Source organism: Aetokthonos hydrillicola CCALA 1050 (genome assembly GCF_017591665.1).
Lineage (GTDB): Bacteria > Cyanobacteriota > Cyanobacteriia > Cyanobacteriales > Nostocaceae > Aetokthonos > Aetokthonos hydrillicola.
In genome coordinates, this window is the sequence record NZ_JAAKGC010000016.1 from 1 (window position 1) to 17,698 (window position 17,698).

A 17,698-nucleotide genomic window follows, 5' to 3' on the forward strand; every position below is an offset into this window, starting at 1 on the left:
TTACTTTGATTTTTTTCAGCTTTCTGACTAATTTTCTCACCTTTTTCTTCTAATTGGATAAAAACATTACGGTTTTAGAGTATGCTGGGATCGCGCTGTGGCATTGTTTATCAACGTCAACCCACAGTTTTTATTAAGTATAAATACTTAATACAGACAGCTAATATTAAAAGAATTTTGTAATACAAAATGTATCACAAAATGAAGTGCAGAATGTGGGATAAAAGTACCAACGAAATCGAAGTAAGAGAAACTAAAGTTCGTGCTTTTTTTAACATCACTCAAAGTGATTGATTACAGAATGAGCTATAGTCTCGTTTCCATTCTTATCAATAGGATCGGATTGTTTAGGTTGTTGGGGTGGTTGTTGAAGAAAATCCCAAGATCCATTAAAAAACTCAGATGGGGTCAGGATTTGATGCTGATTGTAATTCTCAATACCTTCTAGTAGAAAAGCTGCTTCTGCAAAATCATCACGAGTGACTGAAACAATTGGCACTCCCAATTTGGTAGCTTCAGCAAAAGTACCGTAACCTGGTTTAGAAACAACTCTTCCACAAACAGGCATAAAATCTACAGGACGGTATTTACGGTCAGTAATTTTTATTATATTAGGCAAATCCGGAGCCGACTTATCAAAGCAAATAAATTGCCAGTCAGGAAATTGCTGTAAGTTATGGTACGGAATTTGCTGTAAACCCAAACCACCAAAAGTGAGTAAGATTGTCTTTTCTATCGGGGTATTTATCCCCCAAATAGCACGTATTTCATCTTCACTATAACGAGGAGAACCACCTGTTAAGCCAACCTCGGTGATATTTTTGAACGCTTGCATTGGTTCATGAAAGGGAAGACGAAATAGACGATCGCTCTTTGAATAACACTCCCCAATCCATTCAGCAATCTCTGTAAAGGGATCACCCCAATCTTGATAGATGAAGTCCCACCCAAAATTACTAATCATCCAGCAAGGTATTTCGGCTACTTGAGCAACAACACTGGTGAGGAAAGGAATATCTGCCAAAATGAGATTAACTCGATTTTGACGGATAAAGTTTACCTCGGAAGCAACAATGGAATTTTGGTTTTTCTTAATTTCGAGTAATTTTTCCAAAGTCGCTTCTTTATCCATTGTCAAGCTATCTGATTGCACCACACCCAAATCAAACGCACGAGGACGATGGATAAAATCACCTTCGATATAACACTCTAGTAACCACCTTGGTGCTGCTGTGGACATAATCAACAGCACTTCAGGACATAACTTTTGAATTGTTGCGGCGATCGCAGCTGTTCGCGTGGTATGACCAAAGCCATGATTGGTAATTGCTATATATAGAATTGGACGATCCATTTATTCTTCATCACTTTCTAAAAAATTGACTTGCTCGTAAAGGTCATTTAATTGAATTTGAAAATCAACTGTAGAGAGCGATAACGTTGCAGATTCATCTTCAATTTCATCAAGAACCCATTTATTATCAGGCGTTTTCACGTAGTGCATCACATGATATTGATATTGGTCGATTAAAATATACTCCTGAAATTCTGGTATAGAACGATAGTAAAGAAATTTATTTCCTTGATCATAATTTTGGGTAGATTTAGATAAAACTTCGGCAATCAGTAAGGGGTTCATAACAGTAGTTGTACTCGTTCCTGTATAAACAGGTCGTCCTTGAATTACCATCACATCAGGATAGGTGTACTGTCGATAACGAGGTATCCACAAGCGTACATCACCAATATACACTTCGTAATTTTTACGCCTTAAAGCTAACTTCAAGTATGCATAAAAGTTGCCTGCAATTTTATTATGATTTGTTGTACCACCTGTCATTGGGACTATTTTTCCATCACGGTACTCGCTTTTATATTCAGCCGTTTCTTCAAGTTGTAAATACTCTTCGGGCGTGTAATAAAGTTTTTGAGTTTGTACTTGCATAAATATACACCCCATTTGCTACTAAACTTGACAAAATCTTTGGATTGCATCAACAAGCTGGTCTATTTCTGATTGTAAAGTGAAATAATGGACGCAAGCTCGTACACAATTTGGACTGGCGATCGTGCGAGTAAACAACCTTTCTGACTCTAGGAAACTGGCAAGTTGTTTGGAGGATTGCTGCTGGTTATTGGTGAGTTGAAATGAGACTAAACCACTTTCTGGCGGGGAAGTTCGTAAACATTTCACATGAGGTAGTGCTGCTAAGCGTTGCCAGAGATACTCGCTATTACGACAAATTTCCTGATAACGTTTTTCTGGTGTTCCCCATTCTTGATGAATTGCGATCGCCTTTTTCAGACCAGTATATAACGGATAATTTGACGTTGCGACTTCATAGCGTCGTCCATCAGGGTTCCATTCGACTGGATCACCTTGGCTATTAGTCACAATACTACGCCACCCGATAAAAGTAGGGTGGAGACTTTGTTGCACTTCTGGGCGTACATATAAACCTCCTACACCACCGGGACCACACCACCACTTATGACCTGTAAAAGCATAAAAGTCAGCCCCTATTTCTGTTAAGTTCAAAGGTAATAAACCGACAGATTGTGCAGCATCTACTAGCAATCTTACGTCACGATTTCTGCATACTTCAGCTATTTTGTCAAGTGGTAAAACTTGACCTGTATTCCACAGGACATGACTTAAAATGACAAGGCGAGTATTAGGGCGTAGGTGTTGGTTAAGAACTTCCGTGGGGTTTCCGTCGTTGAGAGTCGCCATGATAGGACAGATGGTGATCTCAACACCAAATCTACGACTAATTTCCCTTGCTGTCGCTATAATCCCAGGATGTTCACAATCTGATAACAGCATGTGGTCGCCAGTATGCCACTCGATCCCCCACATAGCGATATTACAGCCAACGGTCACATCCTCAGTTAAAGAGATTGTTTGGGGTGGGACGTTCAATTCAGACGCGATCGCATCTCTTATGGCTTTTGTCTCCTGCTGAATCCAGCTATTTACCTTTGCACTAAAAGGACCTACTTGCTGAATATAAACTTGAGCTTCCGAGATAGCATCTATTACGGATTGGGACATTGGTCCTTGTCCACCGTAGTTAAAATAGACCTTATTAGCTAAAGCTGGAAATTGCTCTCGATACTGATGCAATTCGTTTGGTGATGCAGAAATAATGGTCATAGAGGGAGGTGAAAAAGGAACCACTTTCGTATTTTGCCATGCAGTCTAACAGTCAGCTAGAGAGCTTCAAGAAACAGTACACAGACTTTAATTATCTGGAAGCCCCCCAGAAAGCGCTAATTTTGTTAGCTTAAAAGAATGTTAATTAATGCTGAACTGTTATTGCAATACCAACGCTGTAAGCGCCGACCTTTTTTAGATACTTACGGCGACAAAAGCCAACAAAATGTTGGTAATGATCTGCTGCTAAAACTTCAACAGGACAAAATTGCTCATCGTTCTAGTGTTTTAAAGAAGTTTACGTATCAACGAGCGACCTATCCCTCAGGAAACTGGGCTTTAGGGAATGCGGCTACATTAGAGTTGATGCAGCAAGGGGTTGAGTGTATTTATTATGGAGCGCTGCTAGTAAATGATTCTGAAAGATACAGCCTCTTTAGCTGTCCGGATTTACTGCTGAAACAGCCAGGACAGTCTTGCTTTGGAGATTGGGTTTACGTTCCAGTCAGTATTGAGCTAGGTAAGCGCCCTAAACAGGAATACCAGGTTGTATCCGCCTTTCATGCTCATGTATTGGGGATAGTGCAGGAAGCAGAGTTAAAAACTTCTTGGCTTATATTACGTGGTAGAGAGGCGGGTTATCCAGTTGACTTACTGAAATGGACGCCACAAATGCACACTATTTTGGACGAGTGTATTCAAACACTGGAAACAGAAGAAGCACCAGAACTGTTTATTTCTCGTCAGAAGTGCAGTCTTTGTCCTTGGTACAGTGATTGTTACACAATAGCTAGATCTCAAAAGCATCTTTCACTATTACCAGGAGTCACACCTATTCGCTACACCCAATTACAAGCACTGAATATAATAACAGTCGAATCTTTGGCAAATACTTCTCCTTATGAATTGGAAGATCTCCCAGGTTTTGACAGCGAAGTGGCTCTTAAACTAGTTCTACAAGCTCAATCTGTCTCAGAAAATCGTCCTTTACTCTTAAGTGACGCATTTGTCAAGAGTAATGAAAACACAAATAACATCTCTTATAATCAACACATAGATTCTTCTAATCTATTAATTTTACCAGATAACAAAAGCTCGCTCTTGGAAAGTACTACACTTACAGCCCCTATAGAGCTTTATTTTGATATTGAAGCGCAACCAGATTTAGACTTAGATTATTTATTAGGAGTTTTGGTTGTTGATAGGCAAGCAAACACACAGCAATTTTATTCAATGCTTGCAGAACGACCAGAAGATGAGCAGTCAATTTGGGAACAGTTCCTAGATTTGGTCTGGCTGTATCCAGAAGCCCCTATTTATCATTTTTGTGTTTATGAATTTGATACAGTTAAACGGCTTGCAAAACTTTACCGGACTCCACACTCATCTGTAGAACCTGTTTTAAGCCGGTTTGTAGATGTTTATGAACAATTAACCCAAAGTGTAGCACTACCAGTAGAAAGTTATGCGCTTAAAGCGATCGCTCGTTGGTTGGGGTTTGAGTGGCGTGATTCTCAAGCGAGTGGTGCTAAGTGTATTTATTGGTATGATCAATGGTTAAAGACAGGCGATCGTAGTTTGCTGGATATTATTCAGCGTTATAACGAAGATGATTGTCGCGCTACCTGTAGTGTGAAAAATTGGCTTGTGGATTTTATCGAGAGTAGGGATAGCGTAAAGCCCTGCGGGCATAGCTGCGCGTCGCGCGTTGGCGAAGCCTCTCCGTCAGGAGAAGCGCTGCGGCGAAGTGGCGATCGCGCAAATTGCTTTTGCGAGTAGGGTGTGTTAGGACGAAGTCCGTAACGCACCGGAATTTAATGGTTTGCGGTGTGAGCGATACTTTTAACCCAGACATTTTAGACAAGCTAAAAAAATGAGAATACCTTTAACCTACCAAATTCGTACCGAACGCTGTAACCTAAAATGTGTTGACAAGCGAGACATTCCATATGTTTTTTCGGCTACAAGGTTTCAGGGATTTAATGATGGTATGCCGTGGGAAGCCCCAGAATCTATTGAAGAACTTCACGAATCCCTTCAGCGGAGTCTTCAAGCCTGGGAGTCTGGTTTAGGCTATACATTTACAATTCTGTGTGTTAATACTGGTACATTCCTTGGTAGAATTTCCATCAGAAAACATCACGCAGAAGAAGATGTTTGGAATCTTGGCTTTTGGACACACCCAGAACACCAAAGTAAAGGTTACATGACAGAGGCTGCTCAAGCTATTCTAGAGTTTGGTTTTATAGTTTTAGAAGCTAATCGCATTGAAGCACACCACGCTTTATGGAATATAAGTAGCGAAAAAGTATTGAAAAGGATTGGTATGAAATTTGTTAAGTATGTTCCACAGGGTTTTCAAAAGCGCGGCGAGTGGGTGGAGGCAAATTTATTGGCTATTGAAAGAAAAGATTGGAAGGTTTCAAAAGACGATTAAAATATTTGTTCTTGTACCAATTCTCATTTTTTGTTTTTTCTTCGCTTATATAAACGCAAGTGCTGTTGAAATAACTGGGATAGATTTTCTTGGACAAGTCACTTTACCAAAAGGGCTTTATTTTCAAGAAACTCCTGTAGGAGGTTTATCTGGAATCACATACGATGCCAAAAATAAAGTTTATTACGTTATCTCAGATGATCGTAGTGGAAGTAGATTCTACACTCTAAAAATCGACTTAAGTAAAGGTTCATTAAAAAATGGTGACGTTATACCGGTAGGTGTTACCAAAATTTTAGATAAAAGTGGTAACGCCTTTCCTCCTGGAACTCTTGATACAGAAGGTATTGCCTTAAAGAGCAAAGGATCTGTATTTATTTCTTCTGAGGGAAACTCTGGAAAACTCATTCAACCTTTCATTAAGGAGTTCTCTTTGTCTTCTGGAAAAGAGTTGACAACATTACCAATACCAAATAAATTTTTGAACGATAAAAACAGTCAGCAAGGTATCCGTAATAATTTAGCCTTTGAAGGTCTTACTATTACACCTAATAAAAAATATCTCTACACCGCCACAGAAAACGCTCTCATTCAAGACGGTTCAGAAGCTAAACCAAAAACTAGTACCCTTTGCCGAATCTTACAATATAATCTACTCACGAAAAAGCCCGAAAAGGAATTTCTCTATCCTACTGAACCAGTAAAACCATTTTTCAATGTTTTTAACATCTTTGCAAGTGGTTTGTCTGATTTACTCGCTCTCGATAATCAAGGACACTTCCTTACTATAGAGCGGTCTTTTACTGGCTTAATGTTTTCTATTAAGCTGTTTCAAGTTTCCCTAAAAGGCGCAGATGACATTCATAATATCGACAGCTTATTTAAAATAAATTCCAAAAATATTAAACCTGTCAAGAAAAAACTGCTTTTAGATTTGAGCAATCTACACATTTTACTAGATAATATTGAAGGTTTAACCCTAGGTCCAGTGCTTTTGGATGGACAACGCTCATTAATCGTTATTAGTGACAATAATTTTAAATTTATTCAACGCACTCAGATACTAGCTTTTAGAATCAATACAAAACCATTGCTCATGAGGTTATTATATTTGAATAAGCATTCGGTTTGATTTGCGAACTTTTAAAGTAGAGGTAGAGAACAGGGGAGTCACGATAAACGGCAGTGCCGTCCTCTTACCCGCATACGATATACCAGTCAAGGCTGAACTAGGGGATCTTGCCACAGACGAAGAGGTTCAAAATCCTAGCCAGAGGTTCTCCAATCCAGCACAAAGAATTTTCCATAAGTATATTTACTGATTTAACTCGATTGCTGAATTAGACCTAGTTTTTCTTTCAGTGTTATTTCTCATCCAGATTATTTAATCTCCGTGCTAAAAATTGTTTAAATGGTTATTGTGAGAAATTATCTCAATAATCAGAAATTGCTAATTCGTAATTCATAATTGAAGGCAGAATACCTCCAATTTATTAAATTGAGACCAAAAACAATTTATTTTCCTTGTTTCAAATCTCCATATTTATTCGTAGGATAATAATTACGAATTATTTTAATTGCTTTCAAGCACAATCATTAAATGGACAACTAAAATAATTTTATTATACCTATAAGTAATGCAAAAAACAGAGTTGGATGTTTATATTGGAAAATTATTGAACAACCGCTATTTAATAAGAGATTCGATTGGGAAAGGCGGTATGGGTAGGGTTTACCTCTCAGAAGATAGTGCAAAAGGAGGTATGCCGGTTGCGGTCAAAATTCTATCACTGAATTTAGTAAATGAGCAAATGGCTCAACGCTTTGCTAGAGAAATTTTTATTGGTTCTCAATTGGGTCGCAAAAGTAAGCATATTGTTCGGGTATTAAGTTACGGTGTTACTGAAGAAAAAATTCCATTTTATGTCATGGAATACTTGGAAGGGATAACTCTCAAAGAACTTATAAAACAACAGCCTTTAACAATATCAAAATTTTTAAATTTATGTCATCAAATATGTTTGGGTTTACAATGTGCTCATCAAGGTGTCAGTCTTAAAGGAGAGATTTATCCGATTATTCATCGAGATATTAAGCCTGAAAACATCTTTATTACTGAGAATGCGAGCAAAGAAGAGATTGTTAAGATTCTTGATTTTGGTATTGCTAAATTTTTAACTGAACGTTCTGGGATGACGGTAACTGATTGTTTTATTGGTAGTTTACCTTATTGTTCCCCCGAACATATGGAAGGGTGTAAATCACTAGACGCACGCTCAGATATTTATAGTTTAGGAGTCTTGATGTTTGAAATGATTACTGGTAAACATCCATTTCAAACAAAAACTAACTCTTTTGGTAGCTGGTATCAAGCCCATCACTTTCAAAAGCCACTTCGATTTGAGGATATTGATTCTCATATAAAAATACCCCAAAAATTAAAAAAATTAATTATTAGTTGTTTGGCTAAAGAAGTTAAAGATCGTCCTCAAAGTGTTAGCCAAATATTAGAATGCTTAGAGGATCTTCAAGAGAATATAGATAGTGAGGTAACATTCTCAGAATTTCCGATAGGGAATCAAATAGTAAAGCACTTTGGTCTAAAGCCTTTTGGGAACTTAACTTCTGCACCGAGCGCCAACAGTAAGGATACAAAGCAAGACACACCCCAAGAAATTTCTATTTCTGAACAAGCGTGTTTACAGCAAAAATGGCCTCAAGATAAGCCTGTTGAAACAATTTGTTTTCCATATCTATTAAATGTTTCTCAAAAGATGATTCCAACTTTTTGGGCAATGTTACCTAAGCAAGAAATTGCACAATTTTTAGATCAAGCACATAGCGTTGAATTTCTTTATCAGATCGATTTGTACCCAATCATTTTATGGATAACAGTGTTATGTGACGTTAAATTTGAATTGACTCGTTGGCTATCTTATTTTTTAGATCTTAAGGATATGAAAACCAAAAAAATGGTAGAAATTTTAGCGAATACTGGCTACTACCATGTCCTTTTTTTCCCACTTGAGGAGCCTACTACTTGCTCTCATGTAATCACTATCAATTTTACAAATCATCAATGTGAAGAATTAATCAATTGCTTAGGTAATAGTCAAACAATGACTAATTCTATTTCGATAGATCAAAGTAAAAGTCTTTTAAAATCTCAATATGAGAAAAACAAGCCGGATATTTTAAATAGATTAGTGATAAAGCAAAAAAATAAGAAAATAGGTTTTACAACTTTTGTGTCTAAATTAATTGACAATTTTTTAACCTTATTCTCACATCCTTTAAAATCGGCTTAAACCATTTATAGCGGAGGTTGTAAAATGGCATCTTTAACCAGTACAAAATTGCTTGCCAATCGTTACCAACTGAAGCAGTTAATTGGTCGAGGTGGCATGGGTGAAGTTTTTTTAGCAGATGATATTTTATTAGGTAAAGTACCAGTTGCTATAAAATTCTTGTCTCAAACTGTCTCACAACCACTTATACAGAGAGACTTTGCCACAGAAGCTCACATTTGTGCAGCTTTAAGTCAAAAAAGCTTACATATTGTGAGAGTAACAGATTACGGTGTTAATGACGATGCTAAACCATTTTATGTAATGGAATATCTAAGTGGTAAGAGTTTAAAAGACGTAATTCCCATACCATTACACATGTTTCTTCCCCTTTGCCGTCAAATTTGTTTGGGTTTACAATCTGCTCATGAAGGGATCAAAATTAATGGCAAAATCTATCCACTAGTACATAAAGATATTAAACCAGCAAATATATTAGTTATACCTGATCCGATATTAGGTCAATTAGCTAAGATATTAGACTTTGGCATTGCTAAATTTTTAGATTATTCACGGAAGACCGATACGAATAGTCAGTTTTATGGAACTTTACCATATTGTTCTCCTGAACAACTCGAGGGTGATGAATTAGACAGCCGCTCTGATATTTACAGTTTAGGGGTGATGATGTTTGAAATGCTAACAGGTCAAAAACCTTGGCAACCAGAAACTGATTTGTTCGGTGCTTGGTATAAAATGCATCATTACGAACAGCCAAAGTCAATTACACAGGTCAATCCCCATCTTAAAATACCAAAAGCACTAGACAATTTAATCATGGCCTGTCTTGCTAAACAACCAAGCGATCGCCCGCAAAGTCTGAGTGAAGTTATTAAAGTATTGGATAGTTTAGAAACGGAAAAAAAAGCTTCTTTGTCTGCTGCACAGCCCATAGGATTGAGTTTACCAGCAAAGCCAGCTTCTCAGGAACTAACTTGGCCCAAAGACAAACCTATCCAAGAAATTGTTTTTCCCCAGTTGCTTAATACTGAACAAGGAAGCTTACCTGCCTTGTTGTTGATGATGTCGAAACAGCAAGCTAATAGCTATGCACGTTGTACTTGTTATAGTCACTTTATCTTTGTCTGCTCTCCCCACCCGATGCTTCTGTGGGCGACTTTGCTCTATGAGCGGCAACTCAGTCCTAAGTGGCTACCTTGCTATCTGGATATGCAACATCCCAGAAACTGGAAACTTGTTAATTCATTGGCTGAGAATCAACCCTATCGTTTGATTTTCTTTACTCTAGAAGCCCCTCACGGCTGCACTAACGTTATTAGTAGTCGTATTGAGCCACATCAGCGCCAGATGTTGAAAAGTTCAGTAGAAAAGAGTAAAACTCAACCACCCTCGTCTGGTTTTGAGGTAAGCAAGAACTTGTTAAAGCAGCAGTATCAACAACTCCAATCCCAAGTTCTCAGCCGCTTAGCGAAGTAAGAAAAAATTTTTTCCCTGAGGGGTTGACAAATTTAAAATGATTGTACATAATATGAAAGTGCCAGTTGAGGGATCGTAGTTCAATTGGTTAGAGCACCGCCCTGTCACGGCGGAAGTTGCGGGTTCGAGCCCCGTCGATCCCGTTAGTTAGTCTAACAAATTCTTCAAGCAAAAGGAAGGGTGTAGATCAAAGCTGAGCTACTCCCTGCCTTTGTTTGTAGGGCTACTATGCTCTATTAACTAAATAGAGCGAGGGGCAATCGAACAAAACTATTTACATGTTTTGTCGGGAAAGTTGTTCCTTTTGGACTGGCTTCCGAGTTCTTTTATAAAGTACTCAGGAGTCAGAATTCAGGAGTCAGAATGATTATTGGTTTAAAACGTCGTCTACTAGTTACCGCGACAGGGGTTAAAACTTTTTGTTTAAAACACCATCCCTTTATGGGTGCTGTATTCTGACTCCTGACTCCTGAATTCTCTTTTATTAAATTTTTAATTTTTAATTTCGCCATGAGGTAATAGTCTAAAAAAGACTGCTATCAATTAAATTATTTTGTTTAAAATTCAAAATCGATATGAGTGTTAGAGTCCGTATTGCACCTAGTCCAACTGGGAATTTACATATTGGTACAGCAAGAACTGCTGTATTTAACTGGTTGTTTGCTCGTCACAACGGTGGTCAGTTTGTCTTAAGGATTGAAGACACAGACCAAGAGCGATCGCGTCCTGAGTACACGGAAAATATCATACAAGGATTACGCTGGCTAGGGCTCAACTGGGACGAAGGTCCATTTTTTCAAACCAAGCGTCTAGAAATTTATCGTGAAGCAGTCCAAAACCTTCTAGATCGGGGATTAGCTTATCGCTGTTATACAACAACAGAAGAATTAGACGCACTTCGAGAAGCCCAAAAAGCTAGGAGTGAGGCTCCCCGCTACGATAATCGCCACCGTAACTTAACACCTGAACAAGAAGCAAATTATAAAGCCGAAGGGCGTAGCTTTGTGATTCGCTTCAAAATTGAAGACGACCAAGAAATTGTTTGGGATGATTTGGTACGTGGAAAAATGACTTGGCGAGGTAGCGATTTAGGCGGCGATATGGTGATTGCTCGCGCCTCGGCAGAGGGTATTGGTCAGCCACTTTACAATTTTGTTGTTGTGGTTGATGACATAGATATGCAAATCACTCATGTCATCCGAGGAGAAGACCACATTTCCAACACACCCAAGCAAATCTTGCTCTATGAAGCGATGAAATCAAACCCACCAAAGTTTGCTCATACGCCTCTGATTCTAAACATGGATGGACGTAAGCTATCTAAGCGCGATGGAGTTACTTCTATTTCTGACTTTAAGCAAATGGGCTTTACTCCTGAAGCTTTGGTAAATTATATGACACTGCTTGGATGGTCACCCCCAGATTCCACGCAAGAAATCTTTACCTTAGAAGAAGCAGCAAAACATTTTAGCTTTGAGCGTGTAAATAAAGCAGGCGCAAAATTCGACTGGGCAAAACTGGATTGGCTAAACAGTCAATATCTACACACAATGCCGGTAGATAAACTCACAGATTTACTCAAACCGTACTGGGAAGACGCTGGCTACTCCTTTTCGGGAGGACGAAATCAACAATGGTTAGAGCAGCTAGTGACTTTGATTCAGCCTAGCCTTACTCGCCTAGTAGATTCTGTTGAAATGAGCAAACTCTTTTTTACCGAAACTGTAGAGTTCAGTGATGAAGCAACTACACAGTTAAAACAAGAAGGTTCTACTGCTGCACTCCAAGGAATTATCTCCGCCTTAGAAAAAGCGCCCCAACTGAGCGAGACAATTGCCCAAGACATTATTAAACAGGTGGTCAAAGAGCAAAACGTCAAAAAAGGCTTAATAATGAGATCCCTTCGCGCTGCCTTAACAGGAGATCTACATGGTCCTGACCTCATCCAATCATGGTTATTGCTAAATCAGATCAGTTTAGACAAATCCCGCTTAACCAAAGCCTTAGAAACCAATCCTTAATAAACAATTAAGTACGACTCCCCGTACTCCCCCTGCCTCCCCTGCTCCCAACTTTTGACTTCCCCGCAGGGGCTGCCCCTCTTTGGAACCTGGAATGTAAAATTAATGTCATATTAAATACTGAGAAAGTTATGTAGTTAGAATGTTCATATGTCCATAAAATTGGTAACCCGAGGGATACAATTACCGTTTTGGATAATTCAGTTGGTGATTGGAGCGGCAATGAGTACTCAAGCTCATGCGGAAGAATTGCCGTCAACTACACCCATATTTTTTGGAGATGCGACCATTGAGCGTAATTTCTCGCCAGATCCCATAGTAGTTCGGGGTATGAGTGGTGGGTCAATCAGAGGGAAAGAAATTGCTGGTAGATCCGAAACTCCTACTGGTCCGTGTGCTGGATATTTTGAGGAACAACCAGCTCACACCATAGAGCTAACTTCTAAATTCGACTATCTGAAACTGATAGTAGATAGTCCAGAAGACACGACCTTGATTGTTACTGGTCCTGGCGGTACTTGGTGCAACGACGATTTTGAAGGCAAAAACCCTGGTATTGTCGGTGAATGGCTCCCTGGAACATACAATATCTGGATTGGCTCCTACAAAAAAAATCGCTATTTCCCTTACACATTAGAAATTACAGAACAACATTAACTTTCCCACTGCTAGCACCTGATGGATTCTTGGGCATCGTTTGCATTCCGGTTCAAACACTGGACAGTAGAGCCTGCCTTTGAGGGTTTTCTAGTTTGAATTCTCTAAATGGGAGTTAAGAGAAAGCAAAATGTATTAGAATTAGGTTAAATTTAATTAAGATTATTTTTCGCTGGCTTCATAGTTCTGCTATAGCGTTTATCACGCTTGCTGCGAACTATATAAGACAATTGGTATTTAGAGGCACAATAAAAATTATGAAATTTTCCTGGAGAGTCCTACTACTCTGGACATTGCCTGCTCTAGTAATTGGCTTCTTCTTCTGGCAAGGCGCTTTTGCTAGCGCTCCTGCGGAAATGAGTAAGAATGCAGCCAATACCCGCATGACATACGGTCGCTTCCTAGAATACTTGGATGCGAATCGGGTGACTAGCGTGGATCTCTATGAAGGTGGTAGAACAGCGATTGTAGAAGCGATAGATCCAGAACTTGATAACCGTGTACAACGGGTACGGGTGGATCTGCCTATTAGTGCTCCTGAGCTAATTGGCAAGCTTAAAGAAAAACAAGTAAGTTTTGATGCTCACCCAATGCGGAATGATGGAGCTATCTGGGGTTTACTAGGTAACTTAATTTTCCCAATTCTATTGATTACTGGGCTTTTCTTCTTGTTCCGCCGTTCTAGCAATCTTCCTGGTGGTCCTGGTCAAGCTATGAACTTTGGTAAATCCAAAGCTCGCTTCCAAATGGAGGCAAAAACCGGAGTGAAATTTGATGACGTGGCTGGTATTGAAGAAGCTAAAGAAGAACTACAAGAAGTGGTGACCTTCCTCAAACAACCAGAAAAATTTACCGCCGTCGGCGCACGGATTCCTAAAGGGGTCCTGTTAGTTGGACCTCCAGGAACTGGCAAAACTCTCTTAGCAAAAGCTATTGCAGGTGAAGCAGGTGTACCTTTCTTCAGCATTTCTGGTTCTGAGTTTGTAGAAATGTTTGTTGGTGTAGGTGCGTCTCGTGTGCGCGATTTGTTTAAAAAAGCTAAAGACAATGCTCCATGTATCATCTTTATTGATGAAATCGATGCAGTAGGAAGACAACGTGGTGCAGGTATTGGCGGTGGAAACGACGAGCGCGAACAAACCCTCAACCAACTGCTCACAGAGATGGATGGTTTTGAAGGTAATACTGGGATTATTATTATTGCCGCAACTAACCGTCCTGATGTATTAGATGCAGCATTGTTACGCCCAGGACGATTTGACAGACAAGTGATGGTGGATGCTCCAGACATCAAAGGTCGGTTGGAAATTTTAAAAGTCCATGCTCGTAACAAGAAACTAGATAAAAGCGTTTCTCTTGATGCGATCGCTCGTCGTACACCAGGTTTTACTGGAGCGGATTTAGCCAACTTGCTTAACGAAGCTGCGATTTTGACAGCACGCCGTCGCAAAGAAGCTATCACTCTTGGAGAAATTGATGATGCTGTAGATCGGGTTGTTGCCGGGATGGAAGGCACTCCCTTGGTGGATAGCAAGAGCAAGCGCTTGATTGCTTACCACGAAGTAGGACATGCTTTGGTAGGTACTTTGCTGAAAGACCACGACGCGATGCAAAAAGTTACCTTAATTCCACGAGGACAGGCTCAGGGATTAACATGGTTTATACCATCTGAGGAACAAGGGTTAATTTCTCGTTCTCAGTTGAAAGCACGAATAACAGGTGCATTAGGTGGTCGTGCTGCTGAAGATGTGATTTTTGGCTCTGCGGAAGTCACAACAGGTGCAGGGAATGACCTCCAACAGGTTACTAACATGGCACGACAAATGGTGACTAGATTTGGAATGTCTGATTTAGGTCCCTTGTCCTTGGAAAGTCAATCTCCAGAAGTTTTCTTGGGTCGTGATTGGATGACACGTTCTGAGTATTCCGAAGCGATCGCATCCCGAATTGATGCTCAAGTACGCGCTATTGTTGAAGATTGCTATAACACAGCAACGCGAATGATGCGTGAACACCGCTCAGTAATGGATCGTTTAGTCGATTTGCTGATTGAAAAAGAAAGCATTGATGGTGAGGAATTTCGGCAGATTGTTGCTGAGTACACCCACGTACCTGAAAAACCTCAGTATGTACCAACTTTGTAATTAATTCATCTCCAATGTAAATTTTAGGGTATGGTGAAAACCATACCTTTTTTTTGGCGTTGCTGAAATAATTTTGGAAGCTCCCTTTCATGCTATGGTCAACAACCAAGAAGAAGAAGAAGAAGAACCTGCTAATCAACCTGAAGTGAACGTAACACCACTGTTTCTGCTGCAACGTAATCGGCAAATTCGCAATATGATTCTCGATTACGCTATGGGAGCAGCACTGCTTGGATTCAATCCCTTTCGCGGTACTCTGACAATCACATTGATTATTGTTGCAGTAATAATTGTGAAAATGATCAGGGATGTAGGATCGCAGTGGGGTTATGCCAAAGGTCAGGATCCTTTAGCGATCGCAGGAAACATCTTTGGTTATTTAGGCGCATTTGCACTTGCCTTTATGGCTTGGTTAACTATGTTCTGCTTTGGGCTATTTGTGCCCTTATTCTCAGGATTTGCTAAATCAGCTGCTTTTTTTACCCTTACCTGGACGCTAGGACAAGTGACCAATCAGTTTTATGCTAATGGTCGCTATCAAGGAGGGCGAAGATGAGGCTTGGACGCCGACAGATTTTGCTGGCTGGGTTGGCATTTGGGGTTGCTGTAACTGGAACTCGCAATTTGCAACAGCTACAAAAGAAACGAAAGTTAGAAGCATTGGCTAGAGAGCAATCTCAGAAAAACTTACCTCGTCTTTTGAAAGAAACATTTGAAGCCGATGCTAAGAAAATCAATCAAACAATAAAAATTCAGGAATCGTTAAAGCTAACACCACCTAAAATTCCGTACAATCGCAGCATCTCCAAGCTACTAATTCAGTGCAGCAAGTTAGGCACTCAGCAATACCTAGCAGGTAAAGTCAATCCCTCCTTTAATGGCTCCATCAAATCTTTACCTGCATATACCCCTCAACTAAAAGGCTATACCCAAATCGCTTCATTCAAGGGTTTAGAAGATGCTCGAATTTCAGAAAGCATTCAGGTTGATGTTCCACAGACGAACACGCAACAACCGCCGACAGAAGATCCAGTTGAAAACAATGTAGATGATGCCTCTAAAGCTATTGACGACACTGTTCAACAAACAGTGAAACTTAAGAAACTGATTCCCGTCTACTTTGGCTTTGTTTTAACTTCCAAGACTAGCAACATCATTGTTTTTCGAGGAACTCAAAGAACAAATGAATGGATTGGAAATATATGGTTGTTTCAAAAAGAGTATAAAGGCTTAAAAAATAGCAAAATTCACTCCGGTTTTGCAGATATTTATGATAAAACTCTTGCTGAGCAGACTCGTACAGTCGCAAGCCAGTTAAATCCATCCGTACCTTGTTATATTTCAGGTCACAGCCTAGGAGCTGCTCTTGCGACTCTTGCAGCAATTGATCTTGCACAGAACTTTCCGAAACTTAAACAGCAAATCCGGCTATATACCTACGGTGGACCACGGGTTGGCAATCCAGATTTTGCTAAAGTCCATAGTCGGTTAGTTCCCAATAGCTATCGCATTATTAATTTAGCAGATTCAATTCCTCTTTCACCGCCAACTGTATTTCGGAAAGACATATATGTACACGTTGGGCAAACTTGGTCTTTCTTAAAGTATTATGGCGATGTTTTGCCCAACCATGCAGTTGATACCTACCGTGGTGCTATTAACAGCGAAGCAGAAACTAGTAAATAAAATAAGGTTACAGAAATTGAACAGAAACGTTTGCAGTTTTAGCTGGGTTATAATATTCGGATGCCGATAAAATCTTAAGATAAGGATTTGCTTAACACAAACTATTGCTCTCGTTGAGATAAGCTATAAAAAATCATTATACTCGTTTTTATTGTAGCTTTGTATTATATTATGAAACCAACTACAATTTATCTATCTCAAGAAACCGAAGCTCATCTACAAAAACTTGCTCTTCAAACTGGGCAACAACCACATGAATTAATCCAAGAAGCAATCTCAAACTACTTAGCTTTACGAACTCAGAAATTACCCAAATCCGTAGGTATGGGAGCTAGCAACATGTCAGATTTAGCTTCGAGAAGTGAGGAGCTGCTTTGGAAAGAAGAATCATAGCTGATACAAGTGGAATCATCGCATTATTGGATAAAGATGAACAGCATCATATTGCTGCTGTCGAAATAGTCAGAAGAAATAACATTCTAATTCCAGCGACGGTCTTACCTGAAGTAGATTATATTACCACTAAATATCTTGGAGAAAGAGTTGCTAGGGCATTTTTGGAAGATCTTGTTGAAGGAAGCTTTACTTATCTGTCTGTAGAACTTGAGGATTTGGCTCAGGCGAGTCGAATTATCGAGCAGTATAAAGATTTGCCCTTGGGCTTAGTAGATGCCAGTTTAGTTGCTCTAGTGGAACGCTACCGTATTCAGCGAATTCTCACCTTAGACCGAAGACACTTTGGCTTGATTCAAACAGAAAAAATTGATTATTTAGAACTGTTGCCTTAGATCAGCCTAGTAGTCAATACTGTT

General features: G+C 39.5%; 15 protein-coding genes and 1 tRNA gene. 13 read left to right on the forward strand and 3 right to left on the reverse strand.

Features of this window, described 5'->3' with window-relative positions:
• Positions 1-277: 277 nt before the first annotated feature.
• Genes G4P69_RS10540 through G4P69_RS10550 form a run of 3 tightly spaced genes read right to left on the reverse strand, consistent with a single transcriptional unit; the run spans position 278 to position 3,157 of the window.
• A complete protein-coding gene (locus G4P69_RS10540; protein ID WP_208341783.1) occupies positions 278-1,354 on the reverse strand; it encodes a glycosyl transferase in 1,077 nt (358 codons plus the stop codon).
• A complete protein-coding gene (locus tag G4P69_RS10545) occupies positions 1,355-1,945 on the reverse strand; it encodes a Uma2 family endonuclease (RefSeq protein WP_208341782.1) in 591 nt (196 codons plus the stop codon). It abuts the gene before it with no gap.
• A gap of 21 nt (positions 1,946-1,966) precedes the next feature.
• Entirely contained in the window at positions 1,967-3,157 is a 1,191-nt protein-coding gene (locus G4P69_RS10550) for an aminotransferase class V-fold PLP-dependent enzyme (RefSeq protein ID WP_208341816.1), read from the reverse strand.
• Between the two features lie 138 nt (positions 3,158-3,295).
• Between G4P69_RS10550 and G4P69_RS10555 the strand changes: the two genes are divergently transcribed.
• The 13 genes from G4P69_RS10555 to G4P69_RS10615 all read left to right on the forward strand — a co-directional run bounded on the left by G4P69_RS10555 (position 3,296) and on the right by G4P69_RS10615 (position 17,674).
• Entirely contained in the window at positions 3,296-4,936 is a 1,641-nt protein-coding gene (locus G4P69_RS10555; protein WP_208341781.1) for a TM0106 family RecB-like putative nuclease, read from the forward strand.
• A gap of 94 nt (positions 4,937-5,030) precedes the next feature.
• Positions 5,031-5,594, forward strand: coding sequence for a GNAT family N-acetyltransferase (locus G4P69_RS10560; RefSeq protein WP_208341780.1), 564 nt, complete (start codon positions 5,031-5,033; stop codon positions 5,592-5,594).
• Positions 5,557-6,726, forward strand: a complete 1,170-nt coding sequence (locus G4P69_RS10565; RefSeq protein WP_243902397.1) for an esterase-like activity of phytase family protein — start codon at positions 5,557-5,559, stop codon at positions 6,724-6,726. Before G4P69_RS10560 ends, G4P69_RS10565 begins: the two co-directional genes overlap by 38 nt.
• 505 nt (positions 6,727-7,231) lie before the next feature.
• Positions 7,232-8,902: a serine/threonine-protein kinase gene (locus tag G4P69_RS10570; RefSeq protein WP_208341778.1), complete on the forward strand. Its 1,671-nt coding sequence runs from the start codon at positions 7,232-7,234 to the stop codon at positions 8,900-8,902.
• A 24-nt stretch (positions 8,903-8,926) separates the two neighbouring features.
• On the forward strand, positions 8,927-10,378 hold the full coding sequence (locus tag G4P69_RS10575; protein ID WP_208341777.1) for a serine/threonine-protein kinase: 1,452 nt from the start codon (positions 8,927-8,929) through the stop codon (positions 10,376-10,378).
• A gap of 69 nt (positions 10,379-10,447) precedes the next feature.
• Positions 10,448-10,521: transfer RNA gene (locus G4P69_RS10580), tRNA-Asp, on the forward strand.
• 432 nt (positions 10,522-10,953) lie between these two features.
• Positions 10,954-12,399 (forward strand): glutamate--tRNA ligase, encoded by a 1,446-nt coding sequence (gene gltX, locus G4P69_RS10585; protein ID WP_208341776.1) that lies wholly within the window; start codon positions 10,954-10,956, stop codon positions 12,397-12,399.
• A gap of 150 nt (positions 12,400-12,549) precedes the next feature.
• Positions 12,550-13,056, forward strand: a complete 507-nt coding sequence (locus G4P69_RS10590; protein ID WP_208341775.1) for a hypothetical protein — start codon at positions 12,550-12,552, stop codon at positions 13,054-13,056.
• A gap of 257 nt (positions 13,057-13,313) precedes the next feature.
• Complete coding sequence (ftsH2, locus tag G4P69_RS10595) at positions 13,314-15,200, forward strand: ATP-dependent zinc metalloprotease FtsH2 (protein WP_208349615.1); 1,887 nt, start codon at positions 13,314-13,316, stop codon at positions 15,198-15,200.
• Positions 15,201-15,294: 94 nt separating this feature from the next.
• Entirely contained in the window at positions 15,295-15,756 is a 462-nt protein-coding gene (locus G4P69_RS10600) for a hypothetical protein (protein WP_208341773.1), read from the forward strand.
• On the forward strand, positions 15,753-16,886 hold the full coding sequence (locus tag G4P69_RS10605) for a lipase family protein (protein WP_208341772.1): 1,134 nt from the start codon (positions 15,753-15,755) through the stop codon (positions 16,884-16,886). Before G4P69_RS10600 ends, G4P69_RS10605 begins: the two co-directional genes overlap by 4 nt.
• A 171-nt stretch (positions 16,887-17,057) precedes the next feature.
• Positions 17,058-17,279: a ribbon-helix-helix domain-containing protein gene (locus tag G4P69_RS10610; protein WP_208341771.1), complete on the forward strand. Its 222-nt coding sequence runs from the start codon at positions 17,058-17,060 to the stop codon at positions 17,277-17,279.
• Positions 17,261-17,674, forward strand: a complete 414-nt coding sequence (locus G4P69_RS10615; protein ID WP_208341770.1) for a type II toxin-antitoxin system VapC family toxin — start codon at positions 17,261-17,263, stop codon at positions 17,672-17,674. Before G4P69_RS10610 ends, G4P69_RS10615 begins: the two co-directional genes overlap by 19 nt.
• The last annotated feature ends 24 nt before the right edge of the window (positions 17,675-17,698 follow it).

Bases quoted from the DNA above. Each gene is read 5' to 3' on its own strand.
- G4P69_RS10560 (WP_208341780.1), top strand. From the start codon at position 5,031: ATGAGAATACCTTTAACCTACCAAATTCGTACCGAACGCTGTAACCTA.
- G4P69_RS10600 (WP_208341773.1), top strand. From the start codon at position 15,295: ATGGTCAACAACCAAGAAGAAGAAGAAGAAGAACCTGCTAATCAACCT.
- G4P69_RS10605 (WP_208341772.1), top strand. From the start codon at position 15,753: ATGAGGCTTGGACGCCGACAGATTTTGCTGGCTGGGTTGGCATTTGGG.
- ftsH2 (WP_208349615.1), top strand. From the start codon at position 13,314: ATGAAATTTTCCTGGAGAGTCCTACTACTCTGGACATTGCCTGCTCTA.
- G4P69_RS10540 (WP_208341783.1), bottom strand. From the start codon at position 1,354: ATGGATCGTCCAATTCTATATATAGCAATTACCAATCATGGCTTTGGT.
- G4P69_RS10610 (WP_208341771.1), top strand. From the start codon at position 17,058: ATGAAACCAACTACAATTTATCTATCTCAAGAAACCGAAGCTCATCTA.
- G4P69_RS10545 (WP_208341782.1), bottom strand. From the start codon at position 1,945: ATGCAAGTACAAACTCAAAAACTTTATTACACGCCCGAAGAGTATTTA.
- G4P69_RS10590 (WP_208341775.1), top strand. From the start codon at position 12,550: ATGTCCATAAAATTGGTAACCCGAGGGATACAATTACCGTTTTGGATA.
- G4P69_RS10555 (WP_208341781.1), top strand. From the start codon at position 3,296: ATGTTAATTAATGCTGAACTGTTATTGCAATACCAACGCTGTAAGCGC.
- G4P69_RS10575 (WP_208341777.1), top strand. From the start codon at position 8,927: ATGGCATCTTTAACCAGTACAAAATTGCTTGCCAATCGTTACCAACTG.
- G4P69_RS10550 (WP_208341816.1), bottom strand. From the start codon at position 3,157: ATGACCATTATTTCTGCATCACCAAACGAATTGCATCAGTATCGAGAG.
- G4P69_RS10570 (WP_208341778.1), top strand. From the start codon at position 7,232: ATGCAAAAAACAGAGTTGGATGTTTATATTGGAAAATTATTGAACAAC.
- gltX (WP_208341776.1), top strand. From the start codon at position 10,954: ATGAGTGTTAGAGTCCGTATTGCACCTAGTCCAACTGGGAATTTACAT.